The following is a 19,487-nucleotide window of genomic DNA, read 5'->3' on the forward strand; positions in this document are numbered from 1 at the left end:
GAAGCCAGAGGACCGGTATTTCAGTGGCGTCGAGCGCTGGCGAAACCGCGAAATCGCAAACCCCACTTTGCGCTTGCCCGCTCGATCAACTCCGGGGTTTGCGAACTCGCTTTGCGCAGGTCGTCGAAATCGCGCTGATAGCCCTCATTGCGCCGCAACCACTCCCAGCCGAAATCCGGCGCCGTAAGATGGTCGGTATAGTCATAGGTCGATGACGATCGCCACCGGGATGCGTCGGGAGACATCCGGTCCTCCAGCCTCGTGGTTCTGGTGCGTGTCGAGGCGAGGACGATTGCCGGTTCGGGGGAATAGTGGAAGCTCCGTTGCCGGCAACGGGTGTTGCAGCCAGCGCATCGCCAGCTCAGTGGTGTTGGCCTTCCCGGACCAGCAGGCGATAGCCATGGGTGGTCATCCAGCGGGCGCGGGCGAGATGACGATCGTGGATATGGCGAGCGCGCTCAGGCTCCCGCTCCGGATCGAGACCGAAAAGAACCGAAACGGCCTCGCGCCAATCTGCGCCATCCGACGCCGCATCGAGCAGGCGCAAATAGAGCTTCATATGCGCCCGGTCGTAGTCGGTGAGCACTGCGCTCTCCGGCGGTTCGTCAAGAAAATCGGCCTGCGTCATGAAGCCCCCTTCGAGACATTCCTATCCAAATCGGAGGCATTTGTTAACCACACCACTATCGCAAAAGCGCTCCCGGCGAACGGTGTCGCCGCTGGGTGGCTACAGCGATGGAAGGGACCGGCGGTGTTTCTCATCGACCAGCAGCACTCCGATACCCTGGTCGGAATTCAGGAAGATGACACCATTGCCCTCGAAAGCCCTGCGGACCTGATCGCGCGTCGATTCATACACCTCGAGGCCGCTCTCGGATTCGAGGCGCTTGAGCGCGGTCAGAGATATCCGGGCCTTGTCAGCGAGCGTCTCCTGCGTCCAACCAAGCAACGCGCGTGCGGCCCGCGATTGTCGGGCGGTGATCATGCATGATCACCTCCCATTCAGACCTGCGCGCACGCCAGAACTACGACTATAATAGTCGTTCTTGTCTATCTGAACCAGTCAAAATGGTCTCAAAAGCTTCATTGAAGCCCAGTCAGGCTCGAACTGATTCGGTCGCCCGCCTAATAGGATTGGCCCCGCCCGGATATCTTCCGGGCGGGGCGTTGCGCTCGCGCCTTACTCGCCGTTGCGGCGGGTCGGGCGGGACCAGATGAGGCTGTAGCCCTCGCCGTCCTCGTCGTCGAAGAGGTTGGCGTAGATCGGGGCGGTGAAGCTCGGATCGTCGAGCTTGAGGCCCAGATAGTCGCGGCCCTCATTGGACTGCTTGGCCCAGGCGGCGCCGATCTCTGCGCGGCCGACGAAGACGCGGTGGCTGGGGGCGTTCTCGCCGGTGGCCCGGGTCTCGGGGACGATGCGGACGCCCTTGGCCTGGACGCTGAGGGTGACGATTTCGCCGGTGAACTCGTTGTTGCCGGACTTCTTGAAGGTGCCGATGGTCGCCATGTCAGTTCTCCTTGATCTGAAGCTTCGAGCCCGCACCATGCGGCCTCGATGGCGATCGGTTGGCCGGAGGCGATCGACGGCGCACCCCCGAAGGGGCTCGACAGCAAAGGAGGAACTTTCTTGTTCCGCGCGGAATGGCGGCGCCCTCGGGGTCCCCATGCGACCTGTCGCATGGGGTGGGGGTCCGGCAGGGGAAGAAAGTTGTGACGACGCTGTTGCGCCATAGGCGATCGAGGCGTCAGCCGTCCTTCGGCCAGATCAGCCCATTGGAGAGGCCGCTACGGTGCGCTCGATCCGGCTGCGATCACATGGAGAACCTGGTGACCCGCCGCAACTGCGGAATCCGGCCATGCTGTTCAGCGCTCGGGCTTCCCCATCACGACAGGCAAGCTCACCGCTTCACCGACACGGCGATGGCACACGACCCGCCTCTAACGCCTTTTCCGGGTTGCCGGGATTGGCGTTCACTGGATTCAGGCATCGCGAGGAGAGGATGTGCGTGCCTCGTATGCCGCAGGCCGATCGTCGCACCATCACCGTCCAGCACATTGGCGAAAATGGCGCCCCGGCTGTCCTGGTCCGCCCGTTCATATCGCCAGTCGGCTCAGGCCGTCGCGATTCCCTGTCCGGAGGCTTCGGGCGCGGCCAATGCCGTCACCCGGACGAATGCCGTTTTGCCGACCGCGGCCGCGCCGATGATGGAGAAGACAAGCTGCCAGGTTTCCGTCGGCATGGTGTGGCTGACGATGCCATAGGTCGCGTAAAAGCCAGCGAGAGCGGCCGGGGCGGCGAAGGCGAGCGCAACGAGCAGCCTCAACCAGCTCGAACGCAGGACGGCGAGCAGGAACTGGCCGATGCCGAAGGTGGCGCCGGCGGCGAAAGCTCCGATGAGGAAAGCTGCGAATATCCCGGTACCAGCCTGATGCGTCCAGATGCCGACATTCAAGCCGACGAAGAATGGCAGCGCGAATACCGCAAGGGTGAAGAGCAGCCAGCACAGCAGGCCGATGACTGCAAACGATCCGAGGATTCCTAATGCGATCATGGTGGTGGTCCCCGTGAGAACAGATCAGACGGTCGCGCCATCCACCACCACCGCGGCGCAATCGTCAGCATAGCCGAAACCGCCCCGTTGCGGGAGCGGAAATCGGGCCGATCTCCACCCGCCGCGGCGGTTCGCCTCCTCTCAGGAGGCGAAGGGGTCGATCTCGTTGATGATGGCATCGTCGTCACCGTCATATTCGGTGGCGGGCATGGCCGAGACGGTGCCGTCGCCAGCGCGGAAGATGACGATCACGGTCATCAGGGTGGCGGCGAGGCTGAAGGCGAAGGCGTTGGCTTGATCGAGGGACATCGTTCCGGCTCCTGTCTTGGAGGCGGGGGACCATCCCCCGCGCGACAGGCGCCCGATGTGTCCGGCTGAAGGCCGCAATCACCGCCGAGGCGCTGGAGCGTTTCCAGAAGAAGTGGGCACCTCTTTTTCGGTTCGGAAACGCAATCGTCAAAAGCGCCTCAAGGCCGCACGCTTGCGTAGCGGACCCTTCACGGGTTGATGGCGTCAGGCCATCGGCCGGACCAAGGACAAGCGCAAAGGAAGCGGGGAATGGTTCCGCAAGCGGATGGCGCCGGACCGCCCTCCGACGGTGCCCGAGTGCGCAGCCCAGGCTTGTACGCTCGACAGGGAAGGATCGTCAGCCGCTATCCCTTGGCAAGGAGATATCCGCCCGTGCCGATCATCAAGGTGCCGGCCGCCATGCGAACCGGCCTTTTGAGAGGAAAACCCTGCGAGGCATTGGCGATGGCGCGCGCCGCAATCGCGTAAGCCACCTTCACGCCGCCCACGCTGACGAGCGTGATCATGCCGATCACGGCGACATCGAAGCTCGTGAGCGCGGACACGTCCACAAAGACCGGGAACAAGGCAGCGTAGAACAGGATCGCCTTCACGTCGCCAAGCGTGAGCGCGACTCCGGCGGCGAAGCTGACGCCCATGCCACCCACGTGATGCGCATCCGCCGGCTTTTCCGAGCGCCGGTCGCCACGGATCAGGCTGAACCCGAACCAGATGAGATAGGCGGCGGCCGCATAGCGCAGAACAGCAAAGAGCGTGCCCATCGTCTCGGCTACTACCGCAAGCCCCGTTATCGCCAGGGCGACGAAGACGAGGTCCCCGACGACGATGCCCAGCGCGGCGGCGATGCCGTTGGGTATGCCAAGCGTTGCTGACCGGACGACCACCAATGCGACGCTCGAACTGGGAATTGCAGCCAGCGTGATCATGACAAGCAGCAGGGACAACGAACTGGCGAAGGTCATGGGGGGCGAATTCCACAAATGATCAATATCGCCGGAACAATAGGTTGAGCCTTCGGGATTATTCAATGCATCGGCATCGCTGGCTGAGCCTGACAGATCGCCGTAGACGAACGGGCGACGCTCACGCGCCGCCAAATCTCCAGACCGGGATGCCCATCTTGCGGGCCTTGTCGGCGAGATTCTCCTGTATCCCGGTGCCGGGGAAAACGATCACTCCGATCGGCATGATCGCGAGCATGGCATCGTTGCGCTTGAAGGGCGCGGCCTTGGCGTGTTTTGCCCAGTCGGGCTTGAACGCGACCTGCGGCACCTTGCGCGTGTCGGCCCAGCGGGCGGCGATCTTCTCGGCGCCTTTCGGCGAGCCACCATGCAGGAGCACCATGTCGGGGTGCTTGGCATGGACCCGATCGAGCTTGGCCCAGATCGTCCGGTGATCGGTGGTGTCGCCGCCCGAAAAGGCGATCTTCGGGCCTGCGGGTAGCATGACCTCGGTCTCGGCCCGCCGTTTGGCGGCGAGGAAATCCCGGCTGTCGATCATCGCGGCGGTGAGGTGTCGATGGTTGACGCGCGATCCGGTCCGCGGCGACCAGGGTGATCCGGTGGCGGCGAGGTATCGGTCGGCGGCGCTCTCGCGGAAGACTTCCAGGCTGTCGCGCCGCTCGATCAGGGATTGCCCGTTCTCGATCAGGCGCTCGAGCTGCACCGATTTGACCTCCGAGCCGTCCTGTTCGCGCTGGAGGCGCTTCTGCGCCTGCTCGTTGTCGTCGAGCTTACGCTCGACCCGCTCGACGGCGCGGTGGAACATGTTGACGCTCGACCAGAGCATCTCGTCGAGGTCGAAATCGAGGCAGGTGTCGGCCATGGTGGCGATGAGCGCGTCGAAGATGTCGGCGACGGCGCCTTCGATGATGCGATCCTCCGGGGCGGGTCGCGGATCGGGCTCGCCCTCGGCAGGACGCCAGCCATGAAGCTGCAACTCGGTAAGGACATGGTCGGTCGGGGATGCGCTGTGGTGCGGTTCGAACTCGTCATGCTCGTTCATGGGATGCTCCGTCGGCAGGACCGCGACCCTCGCGGCCTTCATGGCGACGAAGCCCGCGGGCGGGCCGGGCCTGCACCCGGAGCGAAGCGGAAGGGCCGAAGCGACAGCGGAGGATGGCGGATACCGGCTATTTTGCCTCGCGATGGAAAGGCGCGTAGCGCCGCCGGAAAATAGCCGGCCGCCGCCATTGCCGGACCGGCCCGTCTGTGGGCCGATCGCCCTCTCGAAGGCCGAGGTGCGGTCCCCCCCCGGCGGCTGGCGCATCCGGGCGGGCATGGCACCGTCGCACCACCCGGCATCTCCCTTTCGGCTATGCCACGAGTGACAGGAAGCGCGCGACGTCCTCGGGAGCGAGTTGCGGGCGCAATCCGGCTCTGAGTGCATCCAGGCCGAGATGGCGGAGATCCTCGTTGAGATCGCCCATCGCCGGCGAGAGCACGATCGCCTCGATCCCGGCCGCGCTCGCCCGGTCGATCAGGATGTCCCGCGCGCCGTCGCCGGCCGGGTCGTTGTCGCGGACAATATAGAGCCTGCGCAGTTGCGGCGGGAACAGGATGGCGGCGAGATGGGCTGCGGAGAGCGCTGGCGCGACAGCGAGGTCGGGCACAACCTGCCGGAGCGACAGCATGGTTTCGATGCCTTCGCCGGCGGCCATGACGGCCCCCGGCACACCGATGCGGACGGCGTGACCGAGCAGATCGCCCATTGCCTTGCGCTGTATGTCGATCGGCGCCTTGCCGGACCCGTCCTGGGCGAGCCAGGTGCGGTGCGCGCCTGTGATCCTGCCCTCGAGGTCGGTGACGGCTGCGACCATGGCCGGCCATGTCTCGGTCGCACTGTGCTCGTCGGGCCGATAATAGCATCGCGGATGGAAGCGCAGGCTTCCGGTTCCGTGCAAAGCCGTAATGCCGCGTTTGCGCAGATACGTTTCCACCAGCGTGCCCGCGATCGGTTGCGACATGGCGAACAGCCGCCCCGCCGCTTCGGCCGAGCCCATTCGCGTCGGTGTGCTGGCTGGTTTCCTCGGTGCTGGTTGCGGTTCTAAATGTGGCAGGCTGAGAAAGCGTCGGGCTTCCACGACCACATCGGCGAAGTCGAGCAAACCGCAGCTCTCGCGGATGATGTCCAGCAGATCGCCATGCTCGCCGGTTGCCGCGTCAGTCCATTTGCCGGCCGGTCCCTTGGTCGAATCCTTGAGCCGCACGAACATCGAACGGCCTGGCGTGTTGCGGACATCGCCGACCTGCCAATAATTGCCCTGGCGGCGGCCGTTGGCGAGATAATGGCGGCACACAGCCTCGGCCTCCCGGCCGAGACGGTGCGCGAGATCGGAAGCGTCGGGACGGGCCATTACGCTGCCTCCCGCTCGGAAATCCGCGCAAGCGGATAGGTTTCGAGCAACCTGCCGAGAACGACCGGGCCGTTCGCATCCACCGGAACGAAGAAGCGGAGCTTCCACGAGATGATCTCGGTAAACAGCCCATAGGAACGCAGGCGATCCCGCATTGCATCGGTTAAACTGGTCAGTTCTATGCGGTTCGCGCCCATGACGCTGACGCGGCGAAGCTGAAGCCCTTCGGCCAGATCGAGAATCGTCCGCCCGTCGATCAGCGCGGCATAGGCGTCGTCAGGTGCAAGGCTGGCCGTGCCGGTCGATGCGGCGTTCGCCGCCCAGGCCGGTGACACGCGGCGGCCGATGATGCGCTCGCCGTCATCGGTCTGGAGCCGATAGACGCGCGTCGATTCATTGGGCAGGCGCTTCCACACCGGCAGGAGCAGGCCGGCGACGATGTGGAGCGTGCTGTTTTCGTAGTCCGGCACCTCGTCGAGTTCACAGGTCCACGCTGCTGCGAAGGTGTCGCGGTCGGCTTCCCGCCAATGGCTGCCGGCCATCGTCTTGAGGGAAGCATGATGATGCTCCATCGGCCGGACGAGGCGGACGCGGCGCTCGATCTCGCCATCGTCGAGCATCAGCGAGGGCGCCGGAAGTTGCACTGCGGCGCGGCCGGATTTGCCGTTCACCAGCAGCTTGCCGCTATCGGCATCGGCATGTGCCAGCGCATCGGCCAGCGACAGGGGCCGGTTGCGCCGTTTCTCGGAGATGGTGAGCAGCCGGGTTTCCGCGCCCGTCGCCGGATGGGTGTAGATCACCTGCCGGTCGGTGACGACGAAGCTCTCGGCTATCAGCGTTTCGAGGCCAACATCATAGACGCCGCTGGCAATCGCGCCCTGGACCCTGGTGTCGAGAAGCTGCTCGAAGGCGGTGAACAGGATGCCCTGAAGATCGATGGTCAGCGCCAGCAGGCGATTGAGGAAGGTGGTGATCGGCGGCAGATCGTCCTTGATGCCGTTGGCATCCATCAGCTTGAGGCCTGTGGCGCTCTCGAAGCGTTCGAGAGAGCATCCCTCGATCTTGCGGCGCACGATCAACAGATAAAGCTGGCGTAGCGCATCGCGCGCGTAAGGGCTTTCCAGATTGTCCTCGGGGCGGAACAGCCCCTGGCCGCCGGTCTGGCGTTGCCCGCGCGTGATGGCGCCGAGCGTATCGAGCCGCCGGGCGATGGTCGACAGGAACCGCTTTTCGGCCTTCACATCCGTGGCGATCGGCCGGAACAATGGCGGCTGCGCCTGATTGGTCCGATTGGTGCGACCGAGGCCCTGGATGGCGGTATCGGCCTTCCAGCCAGGTTCGAGCAAATAGTGGACGCGCAGCCGCTGGTTCCTAGCGGAAAGATCGGCATGGTAGCTGCGGCCGGTGCCGCCCGCGTCCGAGAACACGAGGACGCGTTTCTGATCATCCATGAAGGCGGCGGTTTCCGCGAGATTGGCGGACGGCGCGCGGTTCTCGACAGTGAGGCGATCGCCTTTGCGTACGATGCGGCGCGAGCGGCCCGTCACCTCGGCCACCAGATCGGTGCCGAAGCGTTGGACGATCTGGTCGAGCGCGCCCGGAACCGGCGGCAGGGAGCCTAGATGCTCGATCAACTCGTCGCGCCGGACGACGGCCTCGCGGCTTTCGACCGGCTGGCCATCCCGATAGACCGGCCGCGAAGACAGGTTGCCTTCGCTGTCGGTGAAAGGCTCGTAGAGCTGGGTCGGGAAGGAATGCTGCAGATAGGAGCCGATATATTCGCGCGGCGTCACGTCCACGCAGATGTCGTTCCACTCCTCGGTGGGAATTTCGGCCAGGCGGCGTTCCATCAGGGCCTCGCCGGTCGAGACGATCTGGATGACGGCGGCGTGGCCTTCCTTGAGATCGCGCTCGATCGACCGGATCAGGGTCGGCGTTTTCATGGAGGTCAGAAGATGGGCGAAGAAGCGCTGCTTGGTGCTCTCGAAGGCCGAGCGAGCGGCGGACTTGGCCTGCCGGTTAAGGGTTCCCTCGCTGCCGGTGATGTTGGCGGCCTCCATCGCCGCGTCGAGGTTATTGTGGATGATCGCGAACGCCCCGGCATAGGCATCGTAGATCCGGCGCTGCTCTTCGGTGAGCCGATGCTCGACCAGCTCATATTCCACGCCGTCATAGGAGAGCGAGCGCGCGGTATAGAGGCCGAGCGAGCGCAGATCGCGCGCCAGCATCTCCATCGCCGCGACGCCGCCATCCTCGATGGCTTCGATGAACTCGGCGCGCGTGGCGAAGGGAAAATCCTCGCCGCCCCAGAGGCCGAGCCGCTGTGCATAGGCGAGATTGTGGACATTGGTGGCGCCGGTCGCCGAGACATAGACGACACGGGCATCGGGAAGCGCGTGTTGCAGGCGCAGGCCGGCGCGGCCCTGCTGGGAGGGGGCGGCGTCGCCCCGTTCGCTCTTGCCGCCGCCGGCATTCTGCATGGCATGGCTCTCGTCGAAAATGATTACGCCGTCGAATTCCGAGCCCAACCATTCGACGATCTGCTTCACCCGCGAAACCTTTTCGCCGCGGTCGTCGGAGCGCAGCGTGGCATAGGTTGTAAACAGGATGCCTTCGGTCAGCGTGATGGGCTTGCCCAGCGGGAAGCGCGACAGCGGTGTCACCAGCAGGCGTTCCATGCCGAGTGCGGACCAGTCACGCTGCGCATCCTCGATCAGCTTGTCGGATTTGGAGATCCAGACCGCCTTGCACCGGCCGCGCAGCCAGTTGTCGAGGATGATGCCGGCCGACTGGCGGCCCTTGCCCGCGCCGGTTCCGTCGCCGAGCATGAAGCCGCGCCGAAAGCGGACGGCATTGGTGGCGTCGGCGGGCGCCGCCTGGACGAGATCGAAGGTCTCATCGACCGTCCACGATCCGGCGAGATAGTCGGAATGCGCCTCACCGGCATAGATCACCGTTTCGAGCTGGGCGTCGGACAGCACCGAGTGGATGTTGGCCGGCAGCAATGGGCGATAGCTCGGCCTGGGCGGCGCGACACTCGCCATCGCGGCCGACTGCACCAGTCTGGTTGGATGTGCCTGAGCGCCGGGAATGCGGATCGATTGCAATCCGTATGCCTCATAGATGGCGTCGGTCAGCCGCGTACCGTCCGGCGGGGTCCGGTCCACGGTCTCATAGGCCAGTTCCAGGCCCTCGGGATCGGCGGCGACGGATGTGGCGGGACGCGCAGCGGTCGAGCGCGCGAGGTAACCGCGAACGGTTTTCGGCGTGGCGCACGAAGCCGCTGCACCAGGTTTCGGCAATGATACCGGCAGGCGCGGCGGCACCTGCGCCTCGATCCAACTGAGCAGCGTCGCGATATCGGGTGCCAGGCCGGGCGATGCGGGAAACACGGCCAGATCGCCGGTGGGCACTTTGTCGATGACGGTGAGCCGCGTCGGGAAGGTCGTCCCGTGCCGGGCATAGACCGAGCCGTCGATGGCGGCGGTGAAGACGACACGGCCGCGCTCAGCCAGGCGGGTGAAGGCATCCCGCCAGTCCGGAGCGTCGGGCGCGAAACCTGCGCCGGTAATCGTCACCAGCCGCCCGCCGGGAGCAAGGCGGGCCAGCGCCGAGGCGACGTGGCGGTAGCAGGCATCGGCCATCCGGCCCGACACGTTCGCCATTGCCGAGAAGGGTGGATTCATCAGCACCACGCTCGGGACGGCGACGGGATCGAGATGATCGTCGATCTGGGCGGCGTCGAAGCGGGTGATGTCGATCGCCGGAAAGAGGGAGGCGAGCAGGTCGGCGCGGGTCCCGGCCAACTCGTTGAGCAGGAGCGCACCGCCGGAGATTTTGGCGAGGATCGCGAGCAGGCCGGTGCCGGCCGAAGGCTCCAGCACGATGTCGCTTGGCGTAATGCCGGCGGCGGTGACGGCGGCGAGGCCGAGCGGCGATGGCGTGGAAAACTGCTGGAGCGCCTGGCTCTCTTCGGAGCGGCGCGTATGCGTCGGCAGGAGACCGGCGATTATGGTGATGGCGGAAAGCCGTGCTGAAGGAGACGCGGCTTTGCGGAAAAGCGCCTTTCCGTATTTGCGCAGGAACAGGACGGTCGCCGCCTCGCAGGCGTCGTAGGCGGTTTTCCAGTCCCAGGCGCCAGTCGCATCGGATGCTCGACAAGCGGTTTCCATCGCGGTGCGCAGTGTGGCAGCGTCGATGCGCTGGCCGCGTTCGAGATGGGGTAGCAGGAGATTGGCGGCGGCGAGTAGGGATGGCGCAGTGCCAAGCGGCGCGGCCGGATCGGCCGCGGGGAACACCATGTTCATGTCGGGGAACCTCGGGAGAGCGGGAACGGGAAAGCCCGGACGGCGCTCTCTCTCGACCGCGCGGGCTCAACCCGTTCCGGTCCGACCTCTTCCTCTCGGCGTTACCCGGGACATGAAAACAGCGCCCGGCCGGGAGGCGGGGCGCTGTGAAAGTTCGGGACCAATACCAGGTGGCAGTCCTGCGTGTGGTCGCTTTGACCTCCGTTATGGTGCGGTTTCCGGCGCGTCGGGGCGTACGAAGCCCGCAGGGTTGTCGGGGTCCGGCGGCAGGTAGGCATTGTACGGATTGCCGTCGGCGAGATGGCCGAAAGGCGTGAAGACGTAATCGGCGCCATCCCGCGCCACCGCACAGATCACATAGCGTGGACTGCCCGATTGGGCGTCGAGGCACTCCATGAGCGCGAGATTGCCGTCCGCAGCCGCACGCAGCAGCGTCTGGAAATTGCTCCGTGCGTGGAAGGGGATGCTCATATCCGGTCCCCCTCGTCGGAGATTGTCTCGGCGAGCCAGCCATCGGTGTAGATCCAGTCCACCATCTCGCCGGTGGCGAGGTCGAGCACATGCGCGCCGCCGCCGAAGGCGTCGAGCCGGGGCTTCGAACAGGTGTTGGCGTATTGCATGCCCCATCGCCCGGTCAGGCCGAACTCGGCGGCGCAGCGCTTGACGAACTGGATGACGTGCTCGGGATCGCCGGTGCCGTCATCGCGCATCCACAGATGCGTTCCGCCATGCTCGGGCTGGATCGAGAGGAGGAAGCCGTCCGAGGGCGGGTCTTCGGCGTCGTTCTCATCCGACAGCGTGTTGTAGAGATCGAGCGCGCGGGCGGCGTTCTCCGGGGTGCCCACATCGAGAAGGCAGGAAAAGTGTGTGAAATAGTCAGCCATATCAAGCTCCTGAAAACGAGAAAGCCCGGCGCGATGGCCGGGCTGAGTTGAGGGGGATCGTGATGGTCAGGCCGCAGATGGGCCTGGACCGGGATGCGGTGACCTGGCGGCGGCCGGTTTGGTGTCCGGTCCTTCCGCGAAAGGATCGACCAGCTTGTGAATCGGCTGGGCGCGGCCCATCCAGGGCTGGGGCCGGATCGCACGCACCCAGTCGGCGAAGCTCGGGATGAAGCCGAAATCCTCCAGCAGGTGCTGTTCCCCGATCAGCCGAACGGGCACGACCCGGCCGGTCGAGATGGTGATGGTCGGGCCGAAGATCCGCTCCAGTTCGAATATGCCCTGGGCATGGTGGCGCAGCGCCCGGTGCCGGAAATCCGCAATGATCTCCTTGGACTCGTCGAACCACTGGTGCAGCGACAGATAATCTTCGGCCGTCCCGCCCCATTTGCGCGCCGAGGACAGCGCGTGATGATAACAATGTCCCATCGTCGCCTCCCTCAGAAGCTGTAGGTGTAGTTTTCGGACGCGGTGTAGCGCTCGTTGTAGTCGAGCGTGACCGTCCTGGCCGCGACGTCGAAAACGATGTCGCCATAGGCGCCGTCATTGTTCTCCCAGCCGCAATGCGTTCGCTCCAGAACGTCATAGGCGAGGCTCTCGACGGCCGTGGCGATGGAGACCGTCGAGCGGTCCGGCTCGGATTGACCCCACACGGTTTGCGCGATCTCGATCATGGCCTCGGGCATGGAGACGGTCTCTCCGCCGGCCCGGACCTCGACGTCCTCGATCTGGCCGGAGTCGCCATATCCGTCGAAACTGACGATGATGCTGGTGACGCCGGTGGGTTCCAGCACGTTGAACAGGGTGGCCTTGTTGAGGCTGAACAACTCGGCCTCAAGCTGCTCACGAAGGGCGGCCATCGCTTCCCCGCCGGAAGGCGGCGGGCTGACGCTTGGCGGGGTTTTGCTCTTGTCGGTCATATGTGTCTCCTGAAACGAAAGCGCCAGGCGCGATGGCCGGGCTGATGAAGCGTGGAACGGAAGAAGCGGGACGGCTGGAGCCGCCCCGCATGAAGGTCATTCAGCGGCAACCATGTGCCGGGCCTCGTCCTCATCGTCGGCGGGTTCTTCGTCATCGCCGTCGCCGGCAAGGAACTCGGGCAGGTCGTCGGCCTCAACCTCGCCGGAGGTCGCGGCATCGGACTCGGCATCCGGGTCCAGGCGCAGCGGCTCGGGCAGCCAGCCGGTATCGGCCAGGAGCCGCTCGGCCTCGGTCGCCATGTCGCCCTTCTTCATGTGGTCGATAAGCTGGGCGGCCCGCTCGCCCGCGCCTTCGCGGACGGCTTCGAGAATGCGCGCCTTGGTGACGCGGCCGAGATAATTGCCGACGGTCGGCTTCCATCCTGCCGCCACCATATCGAGGCCTGTGGCGCGCTGGAGGCGGTCGGCCTGCGCCAGACGCACATCGAGCCCGTGCTGGCTGACGCCGGTTCCGCCATAGGGGTTCGGCCGCTCGAACAGCGCGTTGACGCCGAAGCTGACGCAATGGGCGAGCAGATCGAGCCGCGAGGCGTCGTCGAGATCGGTCAGCCAGTCCCACAGCGCCTGATCGTCGGCCGGGATGTGGTCTCCCCAGCGTTCATGCCGCTCGGTAACCTCGCGAGCAGATGTGCTGTCCTTCAACTCCTCCGGCTGCGCAGCGAAGAAGACATGGCGCACGCTGGCCTCGAGGCACCCGGTCGGCGCGGTGCGCAGGAAGGTGTCGCTGACCAGCTTGTGCAGCAACATGGTCATGGCGACGTCCGGATGCTCGGCGACAGCGTTGCGCAGCGCCAGGGTGCGATGCGCGGTCAGCTCGATGACGAGACGTTCGGGCAGCGGCTTGACCCCGTCATCCTCGTCTTCCTCCGGCTCGGCGGGCTGGCCGCCGATCGTGATGACGGCGCGCTGGCCTGCGGGTCCGTTCGCATGATCGGCATCGCCACCAGGCTCCGATGCGTCATCGTCATCGGATCCGGCCGGGCGTTCATCGTCGGGGCGCACATAGCCGCGATCCACCGACAGCGCGCCATCCGCACCGATGCTGACGAAAGCGCCGGCCATGGCGATGTCGCCGGGATCGTAGATCGCCGGACGCTGCTCGAAGGCGTCGAGCGCCTGTTCGATCTCGCCGAGGCGCTGGTCGATCGCATCGGGCAATTCGTCGGCTTCCGAGTATTCGGCCTCGATCCGATCGTATTCCTCGCGCAACGCCTCTCGGGTCGCGCGCTCCTCCTCGGTCAGATCGACCGTGCTGCCGACGAGTTGCCGCAGCCCATGCTGGTGGCCATAGGGAAAGCTCACAGCGACCTCGATCCATTTCCAGCCCTCGGCGGCAATGGTCTCTGCTTCGGTCTTCAGCTTCTCGGCCACCAGCTGATCGAGCAGCACCGGGTCCTGCAACCAGCCGCCATCGTCGGACTGGAAGAGATCGCGCAGCACGATGCCGTCCGCCGCCTCGTATGCTTCGACGCCGACGAAAACGGCCCGCTTGTCGGAGGCCCGCACGGCGGTTTCGGTCAGCATCCGGCGGATGGTATAGGGCTCCTTCTGCCAGCCATCCTTGATTGCTGCCCAGACCTGCTCCTGACGATCATGGTCCTCCGAGATGGTGAAGGCCATGAGCTGCTCGAGCGTCATGCCGTCCTCGGCATAGGTGTTGAGCAGCGTCGGCGAGACGGATGCGAGACGCAGGCGCTGCTTCACCACCTTGACGTCGACGAAGAAGGCTGCCGCGATGGCCTCTTCGGTCATGCCTTTCTCGCGGAGGCCCAAGAAGGCGCGGAACTGATCGAGGGGATGCAGCGGGGCGCGCTCGATATTTTCGGCTAACGACACCTCGTCGATGAGGATGTCGCCACCGGCTTCCGAGACGATGCAGGGCACCGGCGCGGTCTTGTTGAGGCGCTTCTGCTTCACGAGCAGTTCGAGCGCGCGGTAGCGGCGCCCGCCGGCCGGCACCTCGAACATGCCGGTCTCCTGGCCCTCGGCATCGATCACGGGCCGGACGTGCAGCGACTGGATCAAGCCGCGCCGGACGATGGATTCGGCGAGTTCCTCGACTGAGACGCCGGCCTTGACGCGCCGGACATTGGACTGGGACAGCACCAACTTGTTGAAGGGGATGTCGCGCGAGGACGACAGCGTGATTTTCTGAGCGGCAGTAGCCATGTTTTTCACTCCACGACGGGCGCCGAAAGCCTCTCTCTCGGTCTGAAAACCCGTCACGAAGCGAAGCGCCGCCCTCTTCCTCTAAGAGAGCGGCGCAGCAGAACCCGATGATCGGCATTCAGGCTCTGCGGTTTTCCGGATCGGCGGTTTTCCGGTCCGGCGCCCCGCCACCGAAAGAGCGGGCGTAGAGGATGCGCTCGGCTGCCCGAATGCTGCCGGCCTGCCGCGCCGCCTCGGCCCAGACCGAGATCGGAAAATCCCCGGTGAAGAGGACGTCCCACTCGATTCCGAGGCCGAGGGGCAGCCGGATCGCTTCCATCTCGCGCAGGCTCCAGCTTCCGAGTTCGGGGCAGCCGATATCGGCCAGGCCGAACATGGTGTCGCCATCCGCGTCCAGTTCGGTCGCGAGCCAGACACCCTCGCCCAGGGGATTGAAGAACTTGGCCACCGGGATGTGGTCGCCATCGCGTTGACGGCCATTGGCGAGAAGCCTTGCGCGCAGTTCGTCGGTCAGGAGGATCATGCCGCAATCCTCCCGTCGTTCGCGATGGCTGCATCGCCGCTCGCAGCGTCATCGTCAGGCAGATGGGCCAGCAGCCAGTCGGCCGCCTTGCTGGCCTGCGACGCGGCGCGGACGACGGCGCGGTTGTCCTCGCGCATGACCTTGAGCCAGGAACCGATGTAATCGGCGTGCCGGACGGTCGGCACGATGCCGAGCGCGGCGCAGCAGAACGCCGCCGAAATTTCCGCCACCAGCTCCTCGAAGGCGTATTTCTTCGAGCCGAAGGAACCGGAGAGATCGCGGTTCAGCCGCTGGGGCGCGCCGCTGGCATGGGAACATTCGTGCAGGGCGGTGCGATGCCAGTTGATCGGCTCGAAGAAGGCCTGCGGCGGCGGGACCATCACATAGTCATGCGCGGGAACATAGAAGGCGCGGTTGCCGCCGATGCGGAAGTCGATGCCGGTGGCCGCAATCAGTGCCTCGACCCTCGGTTCGATCAGGCCGGGTTCGGGCGGCGGCGCGGCCGCCGCGATTTCTTCGGGGAGGTTCTCGCATTGCGCGGCATTGAAGACCGTGAAGCGCTTGAGGAACGGAATGGCCTGCGCTTCCTCGCCGGTCTCACGGGCGCGTTGCCTCTCGTCCTCGGGGGTGAAGCGATCGGCATAGACGACGGTCGTGCCGCGCTCGCCCTTGCGCACATTGCCGCCGAGCGCGAGGGCCTGGCGGAAGGTCAGCCAGCTCTGGCCTGGAAAGCCGTGCTCGATCACGGCGCCCCACAGGATCAGCACATTGATCCCGGAATATTGCCGGCCGGTCGCGGCGTTCTTCGGCATGGCGAGCGGCGCCTTGGCCGCCGCGCTCCCCCAAGGCTGGACCCAGGGCACGCGGCCGCCCTCCAGCTCGGCCACGATCTTGTCGGTGATTTCGTCATAGAGGCTCGTCCGGGCTGAGCCGGCGCGAGCGGTGCGGTCATGTCTCGTCATCGCGGTTCTCCGCGACGGGCGCCGGAGGCCTCTCCTCCAGCTTCCAACCCGTCACGGAAAACCCCTCCGCACTCTCCCTCTAAAGGGGGCGTTGCGGGGTCTCCCCGCAGAAGGGGTCGGCCGAGACAACAGGCTCGGCCGCAGGGGAAGGCTTTCCCCTCCCGGGGGCTTCCAGATCGCGGTTTACTTAGTTCCAATTAGCGGGCTGTTGACTTCCAATCAGCCGATATGGATAGTTCCAAACTGTCGAGGATTCGGGGATGGGATGTTCAAACGATTTGTAGAGCGCCAGGCGGAGGAGGCCCTGTCGGATACGCCCGTGGTCCTGATCGTGGGGCCGCGCCGGGCGGGGAAGACGACGCTCGTCCGAAAAATGGGCGAAGCCGGCCGGTCATATATCACACTCGACGACCAGACGGTTCTCGACGCTGCCCAATCCGACCCGGCCGGCTTCATCCGGGGCCTGGACAAGGCGATCATCGACGAGATCCAGCGCGCACCCGACCTGCTGCTGGCGATCAAGAAGACGGTCGACGAGGATTATCGTCCGGGCCGGTTTCTCCTTACGGGCTCGGCAAATGTGCTGACCTTGCCAAGGGTGGCGGACAGTCTGGCTGGCCGGATGGAAACCCTCCAGATGCTGCCGCTGGCCCAGGCCGAGATCGAGGGCCGGAGCCCGGAATTTCTCGAACGCCTCTTCGCGGGGAAGCTGGAAAGTCAGCCCAAGGCCATCGTCGGCGACGATCTCGTCCACCTCGTCCTGCGCGGCGGTTTTCCCGAAGCGATCGCCCGCGAAAGCGAGCGGCGGCGGCAGGACTGGGCGCGGTCCTATCTGACCTCGATCCTCACCCGAGATCTGCGGGATATCGCCGACGTGGAGAAGCTGACCGAGCTTCCCAAATTCGTGCGGCTGCTGGCTGAGCACTCCGGCCAACTGGTCAACTATTCGCAGCTCGGCGCCGGCATCAATGTCAGCCACAAGACCGGGCAGCGCTATGTCGGCCTGCTCGAACAGGTGTTCCTCATCGCGACGGTGCAGCCCTGGTTCACCAATGCGCTGAAACGCATCGTCAAGACGCCGAAGCTGCATTTCCTCGATTCCGGCCTGCTGGCCAGCGCGCGAGGACTGACCGTCGACAGGGTCAAGGCGGATCGCGGAGCGTTCGGCGGACCGTTGGAGAGCTTCGTGTTCTCCGAAGTGCTGAAGCTGATGACGGCCTCGGACCTGCGGCTGACGCCGTATCATTTTCGGGATCGGGACATGCGCGAGGTTGACATCGTGCTGGAGCGCGACGACGGGAAGATCGCGGCCATCGAGGTCAAGGCAAGCGCAACCGTCAAGGCCGGTGATTTCGCCGGCTTGCGAGCGCTGGCCGAGGCTTGCGGAGATCGCTTCGCCTTCGGCGCAGTCCTCTATGACAATACCGATGTCGTGCCGTTCGGCGACCGGCTGGCAGCGGCGCCATTGTCGTCATTGTGGACTTGAACGGATGCGCAGAACTCGCCGGCAGATCGAACCGAAGCGGCCCGCAAATAGCGGGTACACCAACCGGCCTACGGTACGAAAACCTTCAAAGCCATATTCACGAGGGACTGTGTGCGTTGCTCGACCCTGTCAGCCGTCCAATCGGCATGCGCACCGATATCGCGGTTCAGCTTCAGATTTGAGGCTTGCAGGACAGGGCGCTTCTCCGCGAAGGACTTGTTGGCAGCCGCATCATTGTCGTTGGGGCCGAAAATCGTCAAATTCCCCAGCGCGTGCTTGTTCTTCTCGAGATCCTCGACCTTCTCGCTTCCCTTGGCCGAGCGCGGGTAGACATGTTCAAGAGTCGTGTTGGAAAAGTCGAATACGCGGGTTTTATCCTTGCATTTGGGTACGCCGTTCGCCCCTCCCTCATACCATTGGGCATAGTCCTCAAGCGTAATGAGGAGATAGCGGATATGGCCGTTTCCGCTTCTCGGCGAGTACCTGACTTCGGAAAGATTGGCTTCGAAAACACTGTCCGGCACCGCTTTGTCGATCAGCTCCTGTAGATCTTTGCGAAGCTCTTTGATCGCGTAATTCGCATCTCCCCGTATTTTCTTCGCATGACGCAGATAAATCTCCGTCATCGGGGTGATGTGGGCGTTGCCAATTGTCCTGAACCGGAAAATGAACCGCTCCAGCGCTGCTATGGCCTCGGCAAACTTCTTCGGCTCCAGATTTTTCAGCGATAGCAGCAGCGGCATGGCGTTGGTGTGCTTCAGGTGGACCACCAGCATCCGAAGACGCTCCCGGTCCCAGCTCACCACCTTGCTATGGTCTTCATAGGGCCACTCGCCGTCACCAAGCGTTTGCAGCGTCGCAAACTCGGTATCTATCCTCTCGACCTCTTCGAGCACGGCCTGTGCTTCGGCTTTGGTTGCCGATGACTTGTCCTTGCACTTGAAGCGGTATTCGAGGAACTGTTCGGCGAGGTTGGAGGATTTCGGGCGCTTGCCTTCATGGGAAGAGTAATACCAGCGCAGGTAGCTGTCGATATCGCCCGGCGCATAGGCCAGCACGCTGTCCCACCGTTCAGCGAGCTTGTTCTGGATTGATGCCAATCCCTTGCTGTCCAGCAATTCCAAAGTGCTCGCCCGCAGCAAATCACCGTCAGTGAGATGGACCCCGCGGTCATTCAACACCTGGAAAATCTGGTAGGCCTCGCTGCGCGTCTCCGAGCACATGAAAATCACGCTGCAATCGGCGGCCAGCACGCTGTTCACAAGAAGCTGCAACCGCTTCGCTTTTTCCCAAGGGGAACCGCTCTTGAGTAGATCGTCCTCCACGAACCCGACCAGCCGGTCCCAGGCGGCCTGGATACGCTCATGTGAAGCCCTCTTCGAAACGGCCTTCTTCTCTCCAATGATGTTCTGGAAGAACTCATCATCCGCGCCCGAAAGCTTGAGTTTGGGGACCTCGACATATTCCAGATCAATCTCGTCGCGGTAGATCAGGTATGTGGTCCGCAGCGTCTCGATCGTATCTTCGAGAAATTTCTTCGCCTTCTTCTCCTCCGCCGATAGGTTTCCTTTTTTGGCCAGGTCCCCGACGATACCCCGCATACCGCGAACAATCGCCGCGACGAACATTACGAAGGAAGCCAGCCGCTGCTGGCCATCGATGACTTCGTAATTCGAGCGATTGGAGCTGGCGACGGGCATGCGAACCGTAACGACACCGCCAAAGAAGTGGCTTTTCTCCGAACCTGCCTCGCGTACCTTCAAGCACCGCGATAAGTCCTCGATAAAATCATCTATGGCGTCTTCATCCCAAGCATATCCGCGCTGGTACTTGGGCACGGCAAACGTATGGTTTTGCTCAAAGAGAAACTTGACCCCCAGTTGGGTAGGTTTGATTGGCATGC

At 64.4% G+C, this 19,487-nt stretch carries 19 protein-coding genes; 1 reads left to right on the plus strand and 18 read right to left on the minus strand.

The genetic code is table 11. From position 1 onward, the window contains the following. Positions 1 to 20: 20 nt before the first annotated feature. From AB2N04_RS14375 to AB2N04_RS14455, 17 genes are all read right to left on the minus strand, one after another. The gene (locus tag AB2N04_RS14375) at positions 21 to 245 is read right to left on the minus strand and encodes a DUF6499 domain-containing protein (protein WP_367715089.1); all 225 of its coding nucleotides are present in this window, start codon (positions 243 to 245) and stop codon (positions 21 to 23) included. Between the two features lie 116 nt (positions 246 to 361). Then, positions 362 to 628: a DUF2285 domain-containing protein gene (locus AB2N04_RS14380; RefSeq protein WP_367715090.1), complete on the minus strand. Its 267-nt coding sequence runs from the start codon at positions 626 to 628 to the stop codon at positions 362 to 364. A 99-nt stretch (positions 629 to 727) separates the two neighbouring features. Then, complete coding sequence (locus AB2N04_RS14385) at positions 728 to 985, minus strand: multiprotein-bridging factor 1 family protein (protein WP_367715091.1); 258 nt, start codon at positions 983 to 985, stop codon at positions 728 to 730. Between the two features lie 195 nt (positions 986 to 1,180). Then, positions 1,181 to 1,507, minus strand: coding sequence for a DUF736 domain-containing protein (locus AB2N04_RS14390; protein WP_367715092.1), 327 nt, complete (start codon positions 1,505 to 1,507; stop codon positions 1,181 to 1,183). Positions 1,508 to 2,111: 604 nt separating this feature from the next. Then, positions 2,112 to 2,552: a hypothetical protein gene (locus AB2N04_RS14395; RefSeq protein ID WP_367715093.1), complete on the minus strand. Its 441-nt coding sequence runs from the start codon at positions 2,550 to 2,552 to the stop codon at positions 2,112 to 2,114. Between the two features lie 141 nt (positions 2,553 to 2,693). Then, positions 2,694 to 2,861 (minus strand): hypothetical protein, encoded by a 168-nt coding sequence (locus tag AB2N04_RS14400; RefSeq protein WP_257763879.1) that lies wholly within the window; start codon positions 2,859 to 2,861, stop codon positions 2,694 to 2,696. A gap of 344 nt (positions 2,862 to 3,205) precedes the next feature. Beyond that, positions 3,206 to 3,823, minus strand: a complete 618-nt coding sequence (locus AB2N04_RS14405) for a LysE family translocator (RefSeq protein ID WP_367715094.1) — start codon at positions 3,821 to 3,823, stop codon at positions 3,206 to 3,208. Between the two features lie 121 nt (positions 3,824 to 3,944). Continuing rightward, positions 3,945 to 4,865 carry a DUF2493 domain-containing protein gene (locus tag AB2N04_RS14410; RefSeq protein WP_367715095.1) on the minus strand — a complete coding sequence of 307 codons (921 nt, stop codon included), beginning with the start codon at positions 4,863 to 4,865 and terminating at the stop codon, positions 3,945 to 3,947. Positions 4,866 to 5,175: 310 nt separating this feature from the next. Next, on the minus strand, positions 5,176 to 6,216 hold the full coding sequence (locus AB2N04_RS14415) for a toprim domain-containing protein (RefSeq protein WP_367715096.1): 1,041 nt from the start codon (positions 6,214 to 6,216) through the stop codon (positions 5,176 to 5,178). Then, entirely contained in the window at positions 6,216 to 10,523 is a 4,308-nt protein-coding gene (locus AB2N04_RS14420) for a strawberry notch-like NTP hydrolase domain-containing protein (RefSeq protein WP_367715097.1), read from the minus strand. Before AB2N04_RS14420 ends, AB2N04_RS14415 begins: the two co-directional genes overlap by 1 nt. 204 nt (positions 10,524 to 10,727) lie before the next feature. Then, positions 10,728 to 10,994: a DUF6117 family protein gene (locus AB2N04_RS14425; protein WP_367715098.1), complete on the minus strand. Its 267-nt coding sequence runs from the start codon at positions 10,992 to 10,994 to the stop codon at positions 10,728 to 10,730. After that, positions 10,991 to 11,407 (minus strand): hypothetical protein, encoded by a 417-nt coding sequence (locus AB2N04_RS14430; protein ID WP_367715099.1) that lies wholly within the window; start codon positions 11,405 to 11,407, stop codon positions 10,991 to 10,993. The genes AB2N04_RS14425 and AB2N04_RS14430 overlap by 4 nt, the downstream gene beginning before the upstream one ends. A gap of 66 nt (positions 11,408 to 11,473) precedes the next feature. After that, entirely contained in the window at positions 11,474 to 11,893 is a 420-nt protein-coding gene (locus tag AB2N04_RS14435) for a hypothetical protein (RefSeq protein ID WP_367715100.1), read from the minus strand. Positions 11,894 to 11,904: 11 nt separating this feature from the next. Continuing rightward, positions 11,905 to 12,384, minus strand: a complete 480-nt coding sequence (locus tag AB2N04_RS14440) for a DUF6878 family protein (protein WP_367715101.1) — start codon at positions 12,382 to 12,384, stop codon at positions 11,905 to 11,907. A 96-nt stretch (positions 12,385 to 12,480) separates the two neighbouring features. Then, complete coding sequence (locus AB2N04_RS14445; RefSeq protein WP_367715102.1) at positions 12,481 to 14,613, minus strand: ParB/RepB/Spo0J family partition protein; 2,133 nt, start codon at positions 14,611 to 14,613, stop codon at positions 12,481 to 12,483. A gap of 118 nt (positions 14,614 to 14,731) precedes the next feature. Next, the gene (locus AB2N04_RS14450; RefSeq protein WP_367715103.1) at positions 14,732 to 15,136 is read right to left on the minus strand and encodes a DUF2958 domain-containing protein; all 405 of its coding nucleotides are present in this window, start codon (positions 15,134 to 15,136) and stop codon (positions 14,732 to 14,734) included. Beyond that, positions 15,133 to 16,098: an ArdC family protein gene (locus tag AB2N04_RS14455; protein WP_367715104.1), complete on the minus strand. Its 966-nt coding sequence runs from the start codon at positions 16,096 to 16,098 to the stop codon at positions 15,133 to 15,135. Before AB2N04_RS14455 ends, AB2N04_RS14450 begins: the two co-directional genes overlap by 4 nt. A gap of 265 nt (positions 16,099 to 16,363) precedes the next feature. Here AB2N04_RS14455 and AB2N04_RS14460 point away from each other — a divergent pair, with 265 nt between their 5' ends. Further along, on the plus strand, positions 16,364 to 17,584 hold the full coding sequence (locus tag AB2N04_RS14460) for an ATP-binding protein (RefSeq protein WP_367718819.1): 1,221 nt from the start codon (positions 16,364 to 16,366) through the stop codon (positions 17,582 to 17,584). Between the two features lie 68 nt (positions 17,585 to 17,652). On the opposite strand, the gene AB2N04_RS14465 is transcribed toward AB2N04_RS14460, so the two are convergent. Further along, on the minus strand, positions 17,653 to 19,485 hold the full coding sequence (locus AB2N04_RS14465; RefSeq protein WP_367715105.1) for a DUF262 domain-containing protein: 1,833 nt from the start codon (positions 19,483 to 19,485) through the stop codon (positions 17,653 to 17,655). Positions 19,486 to 19,487: the final 2 nt, after the last annotated feature.

The organism is Nitratireductor sp. GISD-1A_MAKvit, from assembly GCF_040819555.1.
In the GTDB taxonomy this organism is placed as follows: Bacteria; Pseudomonadota; Alphaproteobacteria; order Rhizobiales; family Rhizobiaceae; genus Nitratireductor.